14 protein-coding genes are annotated in these 14,771 nt (G+C 68.9%); 2 read left to right on the forward strand and 12 right to left on the reverse strand.

Annotated elements, in window-relative coordinates:
- Positions 1-97: 97 nt before the first annotated feature.
- Positions 98-637 (forward strand): DnrO protein, encoded by a 540-nt coding sequence (locus tag KOD61_RS02370; protein WP_215219480.1) that lies wholly within the window; start codon positions 98-100, stop codon positions 635-637.
- On the opposite strand, the gene KOD61_RS02375 is transcribed toward KOD61_RS02370, so the two are convergent.
- The 10 genes from KOD61_RS02375 to azu form a co-directional block, all read right to left on the reverse strand.
- Positions 577-2,097 carry a UbiD family decarboxylase gene (locus tag KOD61_RS02375; protein WP_215219481.1) on the reverse strand — a complete coding sequence of 507 codons (1,521 nt, stop codon included), beginning with the start codon at positions 2,095-2,097 and terminating at the stop codon, positions 577-579. The genes KOD61_RS02370 and KOD61_RS02375 overlap by 61 nt on opposite strands.
- A gap of 391 nt (positions 2,098-2,488) precedes the next feature.
- Positions 2,489-3,568, reverse strand: a complete 1,080-nt coding sequence (locus tag KOD61_RS02380; protein ID WP_215219482.1) for a PLP-dependent cysteine synthase family protein — start codon at positions 3,566-3,568, stop codon at positions 2,489-2,491.
- Positions 3,565-5,523 carry a pyridoxal phosphate-dependent decarboxylase family protein gene (locus KOD61_RS02385; protein WP_215219483.1) on the reverse strand — a complete coding sequence of 653 codons (1,959 nt, stop codon included), beginning with the start codon at positions 5,521-5,523 and terminating at the stop codon, positions 3,565-3,567. The genes KOD61_RS02380 and KOD61_RS02385 overlap by 4 nt, the downstream gene beginning before the upstream one ends.
- Positions 5,507-5,908: a SirB2 family protein gene (locus KOD61_RS02390; protein ID WP_215219484.1), complete on the reverse strand. Its 402-nt coding sequence runs from the start codon at positions 5,906-5,908 to the stop codon at positions 5,507-5,509. The genes KOD61_RS02385 and KOD61_RS02390 overlap by 17 nt, the downstream gene beginning before the upstream one ends.
- Positions 5,909-5,930: 22 nt before the next feature.
- Positions 5,931-7,160, reverse strand: coding sequence for an NnrS family protein (locus tag KOD61_RS02395; RefSeq protein WP_215219485.1), 1,230 nt, complete (start codon positions 7,158-7,160; stop codon positions 5,931-5,933).
- 109 nt (positions 7,161-7,269) lie between these two features.
- The gene (locus KOD61_RS02400) at positions 7,270-9,618 is read right to left on the reverse strand and encodes a nitric-oxide reductase large subunit (protein WP_215219486.1); all 2,349 of its coding nucleotides are present in this window, start codon (positions 9,616-9,618) and stop codon (positions 7,270-7,272) included.
- A 182-nt stretch (positions 9,619-9,800) separates the two neighbouring features.
- Positions 9,801-10,565, reverse strand: coding sequence for a helix-turn-helix domain-containing protein (locus KOD61_RS02405; protein WP_215219487.1), 765 nt, complete (start codon positions 10,563-10,565; stop codon positions 9,801-9,803).
- A gap of 7 nt (positions 10,566-10,572) precedes the next feature.
- Positions 10,573-11,976 carry an oxygen-independent coproporphyrinogen III oxidase gene (gene hemN, locus KOD61_RS02410; RefSeq protein ID WP_215219488.1) on the reverse strand — a complete coding sequence of 468 codons (1,404 nt, stop codon included), beginning with the start codon at positions 11,974-11,976 and terminating at the stop codon, positions 10,573-10,575.
- A gap of 44 nt (positions 11,977-12,020) precedes the next feature.
- Positions 12,021-12,443 (reverse strand): group III truncated hemoglobin, encoded by a 423-nt coding sequence (locus KOD61_RS02415; RefSeq protein ID WP_215219489.1) that lies wholly within the window; start codon positions 12,441-12,443, stop codon positions 12,021-12,023.
- A 93-nt stretch (positions 12,444-12,536) separates the two neighbouring features.
- Positions 12,537-13,007: an azurin gene (gene azu, locus KOD61_RS02420; protein WP_215219490.1), complete on the reverse strand. Its 471-nt coding sequence runs from the start codon at positions 13,005-13,007 to the stop codon at positions 12,537-12,539.
- 142 nt (positions 13,008-13,149) lie between these two features.
- On the opposite strand from azu, the gene fdxA reads away from it, so the two are divergent.
- Positions 13,150-13,512, forward strand: a complete 363-nt coding sequence (gene fdxA, locus KOD61_RS02425; RefSeq protein ID WP_215219491.1) for a ferredoxin FdxA — start codon at positions 13,150-13,152, stop codon at positions 13,510-13,512.
- Between the two features lie 23 nt (positions 13,513-13,535).
- On the opposite strand, the gene KOD61_RS02430 is transcribed toward fdxA, so the two are convergent.
- Together KOD61_RS02430 and KOD61_RS02435 are read right to left on the reverse strand one after the other, a co-directional pair.
- The gene (locus tag KOD61_RS02430) at positions 13,536-14,300 is read right to left on the reverse strand and encodes an MBL fold metallo-hydrolase (RefSeq protein ID WP_215219492.1); all 765 of its coding nucleotides are present in this window, start codon (positions 14,298-14,300) and stop codon (positions 13,536-13,538) included.
- Entirely contained in the window at positions 14,297-14,737 is a 441-nt protein-coding gene (locus KOD61_RS02435; protein ID WP_215219493.1) for a fused DSP-PTPase phosphatase/NAD kinase-like protein, read from the reverse strand. The genes KOD61_RS02430 and KOD61_RS02435 overlap by 4 nt, the downstream gene beginning before the upstream one ends.
- Between the last annotated feature and the right edge of the window lie 34 nt (positions 14,738-14,771).

Below are 14,771 nucleotides of genomic sequence, written 5' to 3' on the forward strand. Positions count from 1 at the left end.
CGTTGACCTGGATCAGGTCCGCGCCTACCCATCGCGGCTAGCATCGTGGCAACGGCCGCGGCGTCCCGCCGCGCGCGCTGCATCGAGGAACCACGCCATGTCCCGATTGACCGCCCTGCTCGTTGTTCCGCTGCTCGCGTTCGCCCACCCGGCGGTTGCCGGCCACACCCCGATCGACCACGGTGATGCCGGCCGCAAGGTGGCGCACGCCCAGGTCGACGAGCACGATGCACACGCCGCGCACGCCGCCCACCCGGCCGCCGCCGCGGACATCGCCGCCGACCACCAGCGCTGGGAGCCTGACGCGCCACTGCGTGAGGGCATGCAGCGCATGCGCACCGCGGTGGACGCGCTGTCGCACGGCGAGCACGGCCACCTCGACCCGGCCCAGGTGCAGCGGCTGGCAAAGAACGTCGAGGACGCCGCCGGCTACATGTTCCAGAACTGCACGCTCGCGCCCGAACCCGACGCGGCCCTGCACGGCGTGCTGGCGCGCCTGCTCGGCGGCGCACGCGCGCTGGCGGCCGACCCGGCCGACACCGGCCCGGTGACCGGCATGCGCGAGGCGCTGGCCGACTATCCCCGCCTGTTCGACGATCCCGAGTTCGCGGAGCCCGCGCTCGACGCGGGCGGCTGAGCCAGCGCCGACCACAGCGCATCGACGCGGCGTTCGACCGCCGGGTCGGGGACGATCGGCCGGCTCCAGGTGCGCGTGGTCTCGCCCGGCCATTTGTTGGTCGCGTCCATCCCGAGCTTGGAGCCCAGGCCGGCTACCGGCGTGGCGAAATCGAGGTAGTCGATCGGCGTGTTCTCCACCAGCATGGTGTCGCGCGCCGGATCGACGCGGGTCGAGATCGCCCACACCACTTGTGACCAGTCGCGTGCGTCGATGTCCTCGTCGACCACGATCACGAACTTGGTGTAGGTGAACTGCCGCAGGTAGGACCACACGCCCATCATCATCCGGCGGGCGTGGCCGGGGTATTGCTTGCGGATCGACACCACCGCGATGCGGTAGGAGCAGGCTTCGGGCGGCAGGTAGAAGTCCACGATCTCCGGGAACACCTTGCGCAGCAGCGGCACGAAGATGTCGTTGAGCGCCATGGCCAGCACCGATGGCTCGTCGAACGGCGCACGCCCCATGTAACTGCCCTGGTAGATCGCCCCGCGCCGCAGGTGCATGCGCTCGATGGTCAGCACCGGGAAATGGTCGGCCGCGTTGTAGTAGCCGGTGTGGTCGCCGAACGGACCTTCCAGCGCGGTGTCGCCGGGATGGATCACGCCCTCGATCAGGATCTCCGAACCGACGGGTGCATCCAGCCCGGTGCGTTCGCTGTGCCAGACGCGGGTCCGCTCACCACGCAGCAGGCCGGCGAACTCGAACTCCGACAGCGTGTCCGGCACCGGCGCGACCGCGGCGAGGGTGGTGGCGGGGTCGACCCCGATCGCCACCAGCACCGGGAACGGCCGGTCCGGGTGCGCGGCACGGAAGTCGACATGGTCGAGCGCGCCCCCGCGATGCGGCAGCCAGCGCATGATCACCCGGTCGCGGCCAATCACCTGCATCCGGTAGATGCCGATGTTCTGCCTCGGCTTGCGCGTGCCGCGGGTGATCACCAGCCCCAGCGTGATCAGCCTTCCGGCATCGCCGGGCCAGCAGCGCTGTATCGGCAGTCGCGCCAGGTCGATGTCGTCGCCGGCCAGCACCTCGTCGGAGAAGGCCGCGACCGGCTCGCGCCGCGGCGCGACGTGCGCCAGCTGGGCAAGCTCGGGCCAACTCGACAGCGCCTGGCGCAGGCTCGAGGGCCAACGCGGTTCCCGGATGGCGGCGAGCAGTTCACCCAGCTCCCGCAGGCTGGCCAGCGGTCGCCCCGCGAGCGCCGCCTCGATCCGGTCGCGATGGCCGAACAGGTTGCCCAACAGCGGGTGGTCACTGCCGACCGGGTGTTCCATCAGCAGCGCCGGTCCGCCCTCACGCAACGCGCGCAGGCACAGCGCGGTCGATTCGAGGTCGGGGTCGACCGGCGCGGCGACGCGCGCCAGCTGGCCGCCGCGCTCGAGGCGGGACAGGAACGCGCGGAGGTCGTGGTCGGCCATCGGGGTATCGCGCTGGGGAGACGCGACAGCATCCTGCCCGCGAGGCAACAAGGCCCTGATGTCGGTCAAGCGTCACCACGGCAGCCGTTCGATCCCCATGGTTTCCGTAGGAGCGACGTAAGTCGCGACCACGCAGTCGTCGCACGAGGCGATGCACGCTGGCTGCGGTGGCGCTCGGTGGCGCCCGCTCCGATAGGACACCGAAAAGTGGTCGTTGCGAGGGTTCGACTTGTTTGCGCGGTCGCGACTTACGTCGCTCCTACGGATCGCTGGAGCCCCGCGCCATCCCGCGGCCTGTAGGAGCGGCTTCAGCCGCGATCCGGAGTTGGCGCGGGCGAGATGGCCACCGGTCGCGGCTGAAGCCGCTCCTACAAGAACCTGTTGCGCGGGATCAGGCGTACGGGTGCCACTCGCCACTGGCCAGCGTCGCGCGGAGGGCGGCTTCGGCGGGAACGGGGTCGATCCCGCTGCGGGCCAGCCATTGCGGGTCGTAGAGGGTGCGGTCGTAGCGCTCGCCGGGGTCGCACAGCAGGCTGACGATGCTGCCCCTCTGGCCGGCCTCGCGCATGCGTGCCGCCAGTTGCAGGCAGGCGACCAGGTTGGTCCCCGAGGAGCCGCCGTAGCGGCGGCCGAGCTGCTCTTCCAGCAGCCGCATCGCGGCGACCGAGGCGCTGTCGGGCACTTCGATCACCTCGTCGACGACTTCGAACACGAAGCCCGGTTCGACCCGCGCGCGGCCGATGCCCTCGATCACGGTGGAGTGGTCGGCGACGGCGGTGCGATCACGGCTGCGCCAGCCCGAGGCGAACGCGCTGCCGAGCGGGTCGGCCACGCACAGCCGTGTGTGCAGTCCGCGGTACCGCAAATAGCGGCCGATCGTGGCCGAGGTTCCGCCGGTGCCGGCCCCGCACACCACCCACGCCGGTTCCGGGTGGGGCTCGCCGGCCAGCTGGCCGATGATCGACTCGGCGATGTTGTTGTTGCCGCGCCAGTCGGTCGCGCGCTCGGCCAGGCCGAACTGGTCGAGATGGCAGGCGCCCTGCGCGGCGTGCCAGGCGGCCCGCTCGTAGACCTGCGACGGCTCGTCGACGAGATCGCAGCGGCCACCGAGCGCCTGCACGTCTGCGATCTTGCGCGGCGCGGTGCATGCCGGCATCACCGCGGTGAACTCGAGCCCGAGGAGGCGCGCAAACCAGGCTTCCGATATCGCGGTGCTGCCGGACGACGCGTCGACCACCGCCTGGCCCGGACGCAAGCGGCCGTTGCACAGCGCGTAAAGGTACAGCGATCGCGCCAGCCGGTGCTTCAGGCTGCCGGTCGGGTGGGCGGCTTCGTCCTTGAAGTAGAAGTCGATCCCGGGGAATCCGTCGAACTCGAGCCGCAGCAGGTGGGTATCCGCCGAACGCGCGGCTTCGCGCCGCAGCTTGGCAAGCGCCTCGTTGGTCCAGTCGCGCAGGTCGATCGTGCTCATGAGGCCAGCAGCGCGTCGATGCGTCGGCCCAGGTGGTCCAGGTAGCGCTCGATGTAGCTGATGCCGTTGGTGTGGTCGATCAGGTACGGATTCATCAGGGTGTGGCGCAGGATCACCAGCTTGTCGTTGTCGTCGCCGTCGGCGTCGAGCGTGGCTGGATCGATGCCGATCGAGGCGAGGATGCGGGCCATCTCCACCTCGCCGACGGCCTCGGGCCGCAGCGTCGTCATCGAGCCGAAGAACTGCTTGAGCTGGAGTGGCTGGCGCGGGTCGGCACGCAGTTCATCGTGCAGGCGCCGCACGAAAGCGTTGGCCGTGCCCAGGTCGGTGTTGCCGGCCGGGTTTATCGCCAGGCATACCAGGTTGCTGTCGGGAGCGAACGGCACCGACACCCGGGCGACGCCCTCCAGCGCCGCGGCCAGCCGCTCGCTGCCGGCGTGGAACGCTTCGGCCGCGAGCACGGTCTGTCGCGGCAACCGCCCGAAGTGGGCGTGGTCGAGCGGCAGCACCTTGTGGGTCACGTACACCGCGGCGGCGGCGGCGCCGGACTTGGAGCCTTCGGGCACGAACTGGCCGAGCCGGCGATAGCGGGCGTGGTAGTCGTCGTCGCGAGTGTCGTGGAAGACGTAGTCGGCAGCCTCGGCCAGCAGCGCGACCGCGCGGTGGTCGCGGCAGATGAACGCACCGGCGCCATAGGGCAGGTAGCCCAGCTTGTGCGGATCGACGGTGACCGAGTCGGTCCGGCCGAGTGCGGCGAACGCGGCGTGCACCTCCGGCAGCGGGAAGCGGGCGAAGCCTTCGCCGACCTCTTCGATCGTGCGCAGGCTGCCGTCCTCGTTGCGGAACAGGGTGGCGAGGTAGCCGCCCCACGCGCCGTCGACGTGCACGCTGAAACCCATCCCCTTTGCCGTCCACCGTTCGCGCGCGTCGACGACCGCATCGACCGGGTCCACCGTGCCGTATTCGGTGGTGCCCAGCACGGCGACGGCCAGCAGCACCGGTTGCCGCTCGCGCTCGAACCGCGCCAGCACATCCTCCAGTGCCCCGGCGTCCAGCCGCATGCCGCGCTCGGGCAGCAGCTCGAGCTGGTTGCGCCCCAGACCGAGCAGCTTCAGGCCCTTGCTCCACGAGTAGTGCGCCGTGATCGGTGCCAGCACCTTGGGCACCTTGAGCTCGGGGTGCCTGGCGAAGAAGTCGATCATCCCGAGGAACTCGAGGCGTTCCTTCTGCACCGCGCGCACCCAACGGCGCTGCTCGCGCGGCGGCTGCGCGGCCAGCCAGGCGTTCGCGCGTTCGAGCAGCGCGATGCCCGCATCGGGACCCAGGTTGAACGCGGACCAGTCGTCATCGGGCACGCCGATGTCGGGCACGCCCGCGGCCCGCAACGCCACCGGGAACGCCTTGAGTGCCAGCGCCAGCCGCAGCGCCTGGTAGTTGGCGACGGTGCCACCGGAAGTCAGGTGGCCGAAAGCGCAGTCCGGCCGCGCCGGATCATCGGGATAGCCGAGCATCCGCGCCAGCTGCAGCCCGGCCTTGACCTCCAGGTCGATGGTGACGGGCGCCGCATCCTCGCTGACGTTGTTGGGGTTGTACGGCAATGTCAGGATCTGCGCGGCCAGGCCCGGCAACAGCAGGTCGGAAGCCATGTGGCCGATGTAGCGCGGGCTGTGGAACGGCACCGAGCGCTTGAGCGCGGCCGACAGCTGGTGCAGTTCGCCACGCAGGCGCGCCTCCAGTGCCTGGTACTCGGGGTGCAGCGCGGCGTGGGTGGAGATGGCCGGGGGGTCCTCGGGGTGGAAGTTGCGGCGCCAGTAGACGTGGTCGCGCAGGAACTCTACGACGAGCTTTTCCAGCAGCGCGTCGTTCTCGCCGTAGGGACCCAGGAACAGCGCGTCCAGCCACGGCCGGTCGTCGGCGGTGCCGCTTGGCAGCGTGCCGTCAGGCGAGGAGGCCATACAGGAACCCCAGTGGGTGGTGGGCGCGCGCGATCGAATAGACCAGCCCGAAGGTCGCCAGCGCGGCGACGTAGCACACCGCCCGGGTCATGCGTGTACGGGCGCGCTTGATCGCGAAAACGCCAAGCACGACGTAGGCCACGAGCAACACGATCTTGACCGTCAGCCAGCCGTTGGAGAACAGCGCGCCCGGCAGGATCGTCAGCAGCATCAGCGCCGCGGTCAGCAGCGAGGTGTCGATGGTGTAGCTGGTCCAGCGCACCACGGTCCAGTGCGGCCAGCGCATGTTGGCCAGCACGCCGGCGCCGCGCAGCGCGAACAGGCCGCCGCTGAGCAGTGCAAGGCCGATGTGGGCCGCCTTGATCTGGGGGTAGAACTCGATCATTCGTAACCTTCCTTGTTGGGGGTCAACCGGGCTTGCCGTCGGCACGGGGAGCGAGGTAGATGCGCCCGATCCGGATCACCCAGGGCGCGAAGGCCACCAGCCAGCCGATCGCCGCAATGGCATGCCACGTCATCATGTCGGGCAGCACCTCGGCGGCGACGCGGATGGCCGCGACCACCTGGATCGCGATGAACGCGAACCAGGCTGCCGGCGGCATCACCAGCGGCCGCCCCGAGTGCCCCTGGGTCACGCGCGTGACCATCGCCACCAGCACGCTGCCGAAGAAACCGACGAACAACGCGTGTGCCGGTCCGCGGCCGAGCCAGTAAACACCGGTGAGCTCGTAGGCGATGCTCTGGCCCAGGTACAACGCGAATGCCAACGGCAGCCAGGCCAGCCCGATGAACAGCACCGAGAGGATCCCGGGCTTGTCGCCGCGCGGCCACCAGCGCCACAGCATCAGCCCGGTCAGTACCAGCAGCGGCGCATCGACCAGCCACAGCCAGCCGTACGCGTGCAGCAGCTCCAGCACCAGGTGGCCGATCGCCAGTGGCCAGAAAGCGGCCAGCAGCCACAACGGCCGCCAGGGCTGGTAGCCCGGCACCACCCGGCTTGCGAAGAACGGAAACATCCGGTGGGCGACGGTGAGGTACACCGGCAGCAGCAAGCCGAAACTGCCTATCTTGATGCTCGCGAAGGCCAGCAGCGGGGAGCCGCCGAGCACGAATGCGGCCCAGCACGCCAGGCCGACGAACCCGAGGGCAAGTGCGGCGAAGCACGAGCGTGCATGCCAGTTCCCGCTGCGGTCGCGCAGCAGCAACTGGCCCAGGATCAGCAGGCCGGCCAGCCAGCCGGCCAGGGTCATCAGCAGGCCAACGGTGATGCCCGCCTCCCAACCCGCGGCGCCGAGCAGCGTGGCGAGTTGTCCGCCAAACAGGCCGGCCCCGACCGGCAGGTAGCGCCAGCGGTCGATGTCGGGCAGCCCGATCCACTTAGGGAACGTGGTCAGCAGGAAGCCGAAGAAGAAGCTGGGGAGCATCTGGTACTGCATCACGAAGGCGTGCAGCCAGCCGGCGTATGGGTCGGTCTGCGGCATCGATGGCGCGCCCCAGCGCGCCGATGCGAGCCACGCGGCCCACCAGGCCATCGCCAGAAGCAGGTTGGTGGCGCCGATGAAGAACATCAGCCGGTGCGGTGCCTCGGCCAGTTGGCGGGGCGAGAGTCCGGGCGCGGGAGTGGGTCGAATATCCATGGTGGCTAGGGTGGGCTCCAGCGGTGGTGGGCGCATTGATCCAGGTCAGACTGCGCAAACAGGACGGGGCGCACAAGGCGCCCCGTCCAAGGTCCAGCGATAGCGACCGTCAGTGGTCGCGCGTCTCGACCACGGCATCGCCGACTTCGGCGCGACGTGGCGCGATCCACAGCCGCAGCACGAACCAGGCCAGCGCGACTGCGCCAACGCTGAAGATCGTGTCGCCCGGCACACGCATCCACACCAGCAGATCGACAATCGGCTGCTGCATGAACTCGGCCGAGCGTGCGTACGCGTAGCCGTGCTCGATCGCCGCCAGCAGCTGCATCGTGCCCAGCGGCAGCAACGTCAGCGCCGCCATCAGTGCCAGGCCGATGTTCAGTGCCCAGAACGACAGCTTGAGCGCGCCGGTGTTCCACACCATCTGCCCGCGCAGGCCGCGCATGCAGAACAGTACCAGTGCGATACCGAGCATGCCGTACACGCCGAACAGCGCGGTGTGGCCATGGAGCGGGGTCAGGTTGAGGCCCTGCATGAAGTACAGCGACAGCGGCGGGTTGATCAGGAAGCCGAACAGGCCCGCACCGATCAGGTTCCAGAACGACACCGACAGGAAGAACATGATCGGCCACTTGTAGCGGACCATCCACGGTGTTGCCTTGCCCAGCTTGTAGGTGTGGTAGGCCTCGAAGCCGATGTAGGCCAGCGGCACCACTTCCAGCGCACTGAAGCTCGCGCCCAGCGCCACCACCGAGGTCGGCGTGCCGACGAAGTACAGGTGGTGCAGGGTGCCCAGCACGCCGCCGGCCATGAACACGATGGTCGCGAACAGCACCGCGATCGTCGCCGTCGAGGTCTTGAGCAGGCCCAGGCGGGTGAAGATGAGCGCCATCACCGCCGTCGCGAAGACCTCGAAGAAGCCCTCGACCCACAGGTGCACCAGCCACCAGCGCCAGTACTCGACCTCGGAGATATGGGTGTGCTCGCCCCACATCAGGGCCGAGGCGAAGAACAACCCGATGCAGACGGTCGACAGGAACAGCAGGGCAACGATGTGCCGCGACTCGCTGGCCTTGCCGTCGGCGCCACGGTCACCACGCAGGATCGGCCACAGCGACCGCCCGACCAGGGTGAGCCACAACAGCAGGCCGATGAACAGGTACCACTGCCAGAACCGACCCATGTCGGCGTATTCCCAGCCCTGGTGACCAAACCAGAAGTTGTTCTCCAGCCCCATCTTCTGCATCACCGCGAACCACTGGCCGGCGAACGAGCCGACCACGATCACGATCAGGCTGATGAAGAGGAAGTTGACGCCGAACCGCTGGAACTTCGGCTCATGCCCCGACAGCGCCGGTGCGATGTACAGGCCGGTGCCCAGCCACGCCACCGCGATCCAGAGCACCGCGAGCTGGGTATGCCAGGTCCGGGTGATCGAGTACGGGAGCACATCCGACAACGCGAAGCCGTATGCCTCCTGGCCTTCGACCTGGTAGTGCGCGGTGATCGCGCCGAGCAGGATCTGGGTCAGGAACAGCGCCAGCACCAGCCAGAAGTACTTGGCGGTGGCACGCATCGACGGAGTGATGCGCAATGCCGCGAACGGGTCGCGCGCGGGGATCGTGTGCTCCTCTTCGCCGCGGCCGTGGGTGACCGCGTGGTGCCAGCCCAGTACGGCGATGCCGAGGATGAGGAACAGCACGCTGAAGGCCGACCACACCCACATCGACGGCGGCGGACGGTTGCCGATCAGCGGCTCGCTCGGCCAGTTGTTGGTGTAGGTGACGCGGTGCGGCTGCACGCCGGCCTGCTCGGGCGCGAGGGTCTCGCCTTCCGCCAGCGGACGCTCGGTGGCGGCCGCCCAGGCGGTCCACCAGAAGAACGCGGTCAGCGCACGCCGGTGGTCGGCGTCCGGGATCGTGTCGTTCTTCATCGCGTAGGCTTCGCGCAACTCGGCCGTCGCCGGGTCGTTGCCGAACAGGCTCTCGTAGTGCGCGGCCACGTTGGAGATCGCCAGCGCGCGGTCGCGCGAAAGCGTCACCGTCTGCGTCGACGGGTCGTAGGTGTTGGCCCGCATCATTTCCTGCAGGCGACCCTGCAGCTGCGCGCGCTCCTCGCCCGGCAACTGCGCGTAGGTCGCCGCGCCACCATCGGCGCGTGCCCACAGGTCGAGCACGCCGACCGCTTCGCGATGGAGCCAGTCCGCGCTCCAGTCCGGCGCGACGTAGCCGCCGTGGCCCCAGATGGAGCCCAGTTGCATGCCACCAATCGACTGCCAGACCTGGCGGCCGCGCTGGATGTCGTCCTTGGTGTAGATCACGTCACCCTGTTCGGTGACGACGCGTTCGGGCACCGGTGGCGCGGCGCGGAAGATCTCCGAGCCTGACCACAGCAGTACGGCGAACGACGAGACCAGCAGGATTGCGAGGGCAATCCATAGTTTGCGGGTACTGCTCATTGACGATCTCCCGATTCAGTCGACGAGATGTTCGCCCGTGCCAGCGTATTGCACCTTGATTCAGGTCAACCTGCGCGATCCAGCGCGCCGCCGGACACATGCGAACCCCGGGCGCCATGGTGTCGGCCCGGATGTTGTCGATTCATGAACGCCCGTGCACCGAACGTGCCGGACGCGGTCGCTCAACCGCGCAGGACGGGCTCGGCCAGGGCTTCGAGGCGGTCGCGGTCGGCAAGCTCGAGCTCGCGGCGGTCGACCTGCAGCAGTCCGTCCTGCTGGAACCGCCGCAGGACCCGGCTCACCGTTTCCGGCGCCAGTCGCAGGTAGTTGGCGATGTCGGTGCGTGCCATCGTCAGCTGGAAGCGCGTTGCCGAGAAGCCGCGTGCGGCCAGCCGGCGGGAAAGCGCGATCAGGAACGCCGCCATGCGCTGGTCGGCGGTCCAGTCGCCCGCCAGAAGTGCGGCCCGGCCGATGTCGCGGCTGAGCAGGCGGAACAGGTGCCGCTGCAGGCCGGGCAGTTGCGCGGCCAGCACCGAGATCTTGGGGAACGAGAACCGGCACAGCATCACGGTGTCGAGCGCGACCGCGTTGCACGGGTAGTGCTCGCCGTCGATTGCGTTGAGGCCGATCACCTCGCCGGGCAGGTGGAAGCCGAGCACGTGCTCGCGTCCTTCGCGGTCGATCACGTAGGTCTTGACCGTGCCGGCGCGGACCGCGGCGATCGCCTCGAACGGGTCGCCCTCGCGGAAGATGTGCTCGCCGGCGCGGAACGGACCGACGTGCTCGACCAGCATGTGCAGGTCCATCAGTCCGCTCTTGTCCATGCCTTCCGACAGGCAGGCCTGCGAGAACGCGCAGGTTGAGCAGAAATGCAGCTCGTCGCCGTCGTCGGCGAGCGTGCGCGTGTCCTGCCGCGGGAACGCGGTCGGGTTCACCGGGTTTTCCATGCAGCCCTCAGATCGCGCGCGAGAAGCGGGGCGTGGCGGGCTGGTCGTGGGCCGGCTGGTCGAGGTAATGGTCGAAGCACATGGCAATGTTACGCAGCAGCAGCCGTCCGCGCGAGGTCGAGACGATCCGGTCGGGTTCGATCCGGACCAGCCCGTCGTCCACCAGCGGCTGCAGGCGCTCCAGCGACGAGGCGAAATAGTCGCGGAAATCAATCAGGTAGCGCCGCTCCAGCGCACCGATCGGGATCTCGCCCTGGCACATCAGGCGCTGGATCAGATCGGCGCGCAGCTGGTCGTCCTCGGTCAGGCGCATCCCACGGAACACCGGCAGGCGCCCCTCGTCCAGCGCGATCTGCCAGCTCGGCAGGTCGCGCGGGTTCTGGCTGAAGCTGTCGCCGATATGGCTGATCGCACTCACGCCCAGGCCGACGAGGTCGGTGTCGGCGTGGGTGGTGTAGCCCATGAAGTTGCGGTGCAGGCCGCCGCGCTGCTGGGCGGTGGCCAGCTCGTCGTCGGGCAGCGCGAAGTGGTCCATGCCGATGTAGACGTAACCGGCGGCGGTGAGCTTCTCGATCGCCAGCTGCAGCAGGCCGAGCTTCTCGGTGGCCGTCGGCAGGTCGGCGGCGTCGATCTGCCGCTGCGCCTTGAACATCTCCGGCAGGTGGGCATAGCTGTAGACCGCCAGCCGGTCCGGGCGCGCGGCCACCACCGTGTCCAGCGTGCGCGAGAAGCCGGCGTGGTTCTGCTTGGGCAGCCCGTAGATCAGGTCGACATTGACCGAGCGCATGCCGCCCTCGCGGCAGGCGTCGATGATCGCAACCGTCTCTTCGACCGACTGGATGCGGTTGACCGCCGCCTGCACGGCGGGGTCGAAGTCCTGTACGCCCAGGCTGGCGCGGTTGAAACCGATCCGGGCCAGCTCGAGCACGTCGGCCGGCGACACGAAGCGCGGGTCCAGCTCGATCGACAGGTCGCGCTCGCGCGCTTCCGAGAACCGGAAGTGGTTGCGAAGGGTATCGACCACGTCGGCCAGTTGCGCCGGCGCAAGGAAGTTGGGGGTGCCGCCGCCGAAGTGCAGCTGGATCACCTCGCGGTCGCGGTCGAACAACTCCGACATCATCGCGATCTCGCGGTACAGCCGGACCAGGTAGGTCTCGCCGCGCGACAGGTCGCGGGTGATGATGCGGTTGCAGCCGCAGTAGAAACACGGACTCATGCAGAACGGCACGTGCACGTACAGCGACAGCCGGCGCGGAATCGGGTCGCCGTTGCTGGCAGCCGCCGCGTCGCGCAGCTGCGCCTCGCCGAATGCGCTGCTGAACTGCGGCGCGGTCGGGTAGGAGGTGTACCGCGGCCCGGGCCGGTCGTAGCGACGCAGCAGGTCGGCGTCGAAGGATGGGTTCGTGTGCATGGGGACAGGCTAGGCCCGGTCGGGAACGGCCGCCTTGACCGTCGTCAATTCCGCTTCTTGGTTTCAGGATCCCCGGCGATGGGCAGGCCGAGCGGACGACGTTGGCCATCCAGGCCGAGGCCGTATTTCAGGCTGCCGGCGATACGGTGGGCAAAGTCGCACAGCACGGCCGCGTTCTCCTCGCCGGTGACCTCCACGGCGGTCTCGCGCCAGAGGGCCAGCCAGTGGTCGAAGTGCGCGGCGTCGATCGGGTGTGGCCGGTGCATCGCCATCGGGTTGCCGCGGTAGCGGCCGGTCCGCAGCACCACCGAGGACCAGAAGTCCACCAACGTTGCCTTGTGCTCGTCCCAGTCGTGGACGGCGGGGTTGAACACCGGTCCGAGCTCGGGGTCGCGCTGGACCTTTTCGTAGAAGCGGTCGACCAGTGCGGCCAGGTCGGCCTCGGTGAGCGTGTGTGATGCAGCCATCGTGCTGTCAAACCTCCAAAACGAACGCGGCGGCCGCCGATGGTTCGCATCGGAGGCCGCCGCTGCCGGCCGGATGGCCGGGTCGGGGAGCGGTCAGCTGCCCAGGGTCAGCGTGCCCTTCATGATGGACGAGTGGCCCGGGAAGGTGCAGATGAAGTTGTACTGCTCGCCGGCCTTCAGCTTGGCGACCGGGATCTTGACGGTGGTGGACTCGCCGCCGCCGATGACCTTGCTGGCGGCGATGACGCGCGCGTCGCCGGCTTTGACGTAGTTCGCATCGGCGCCGGCTTTCATGCCATCGGTGTTGATGCCGGCGACGTCGGAGGCCTTGCCGACCACGAAGTTGTGGCCCATCACGGTCTTGGGCAGCTTGCCGGTGTGCTTGAGGTTGACGGTAAACTCCTTGCACGAGCTCGGCACCACCAGGCTTGCGGTGGTGAACTTCATCGCGTCGGTGCTCTCGACCGTCGCGCTGCAGGTCGCGGCCGCCGCCGGGCCGGCCAGGAACATCGCCGGGATGGCCACGGCACCAAGCACGGCGACAAGGGAAAGCTTGCGGATCATGGTTCTTGCTCCAGGGGGTTGGTCGTTTCGTTGGGCGCAGTCTCGCTCCGTACGCGCCGGTACGACTTGACCCAGATCAGGGCCGCGCCATGTCGCCGGCACGACCATGGACACCGTTCAGCAAGCAAGGACGACACCCCCAATGACCCACGTCGTCACCGAAAACTGCATCAACTGCAAGCACACAGACTGTGTCGAGGTGTGCCCGGTCGACTGCTTCCATGAAGGCCCCAATTTCCTCGTCATCGACCCGGTCGAGTGCATCGACTGCACGCTGTGCGTGGACGAGTGCCCGGTGGGCGCGATCTACCCGGAAGCCGATGTCCCCGCCGGGCAGGAACCCTTCATCGCGATCAACGCCGAGCTGGCGCCGATGTGGCCGGTGATCGACAAGCGCATCCCGGCCATGCCCGATGCCGCGAAATGGGACGGCGTGCCGGGCAAGCTGGCGCTGCTGATCCGCGATGCCACGGTAACCGGCCCCCGCGACCCCGACGCCACCTGAGCACGCCGCGCGTCTTCAGCGGTTCAACCCTGCGGGCTTTCGGCCATTTCCGGACAGTACTCGCGGAGGCTCGGCGGCAGGTCCTGCGGGCACTCGCCGCAGGCACGGTTTCCCGGCACCGCGTAATCGATGAACTTCGGGTACGGCAGGTCGAGGTTGGCCATCAGGTCGACGAATTCCTCGATGCTGCGCTCGCCGCCCAGCCGCGGGTTGCGCGCGCGTTCCTGGGCGATGCTGGAAACGCGGCGGCCGTTGTAGTCGTGCGCCGGGTACACCAGTGTGTCGTCGGGCAGCCCGAACAGGCGGCCCCGCACGCTGTGGTACAGCGCACGCGAATCACCGCTCTGGAAGTCGGTCCGACCGCAACCGTCGATCAGCAGGGCGTCGCCAGTGAACACGCGGTCGCCCGCCAGCAGGGCGAAATGGTTGTCGGTGTGGCCGGGCGTATGCATGGGGTCGATCCGCAAGCCGCCGACCTGCAGCGGGACAGCGTCATGCATGGCGACGTCCGTGCACGGCAGGCCGTCCAGCGCCGGCGTCGCGATGCGGCTGCCGGCCTCGCGGCGCAGCATCGATGCAGAGGTGATGTGGTCGGCATGGATGTGCGTGTCGATGGTCATCACCAGCTTCAGCCCGAGTGCGCTGACCGCCTCCAGGTCGCGTTGCCATGCCGGCATGACCGGATCGACCAGCACCGCTTCGCCGGATTCCTCGCAGCCCAGCAGGTAGGTGTAGGTGGAGGACACCGGCTCGAACAACTGGCGGAAGATCATCGAAGCAGTCTTCATGATGCAGCTCCCTCGCGGCCCGCCAGTTCCACCACTGCCGGCTCCAGTCCCTGGAGGCCGGCGCGGCGGCCCTGGTCGAGCGCGCTGTCGAGGTCGCAACCGCGGTTGAGGGCTTCGTCGAGGGCCACCATCGCCCCGACGCGGTTGCCGCTGGCGCAGTGGATCAGCACGGGGCCGCGCGCGCGTGCGGCATCCAGCTCGCGGCCGAACTCGCGCACGCGTTCGCGGTCGAGGTCATCGGCCCCGCGCACCGGCAGCGCAACGTAGCGCAGGCCCAGCCGTTCGGCTTCGGCCGCCTCGTCATAGTCGACCGCCTCGTCCGGCGCGCGCAGGTTTATCACCGTGCGCACACCCTCGCGTGCCAGTGCGGCCAGCTGCTCGGGCGTGGGTTGGCCTGCGGAGTAATGGTCGTCGGCATAGCACTTGGGTTGGGACATGTCGTGCCTCCTGGTGGGGGGGGGTGGAGCGGGC

Source organism: Lysobacter luteus (genome assembly GCF_907164845.1).
In the GTDB taxonomy this organism is placed as follows: Bacteria; Pseudomonadota; Gammaproteobacteria; order Xanthomonadales; family Xanthomonadaceae; genus Novilysobacter; species Novilysobacter luteus.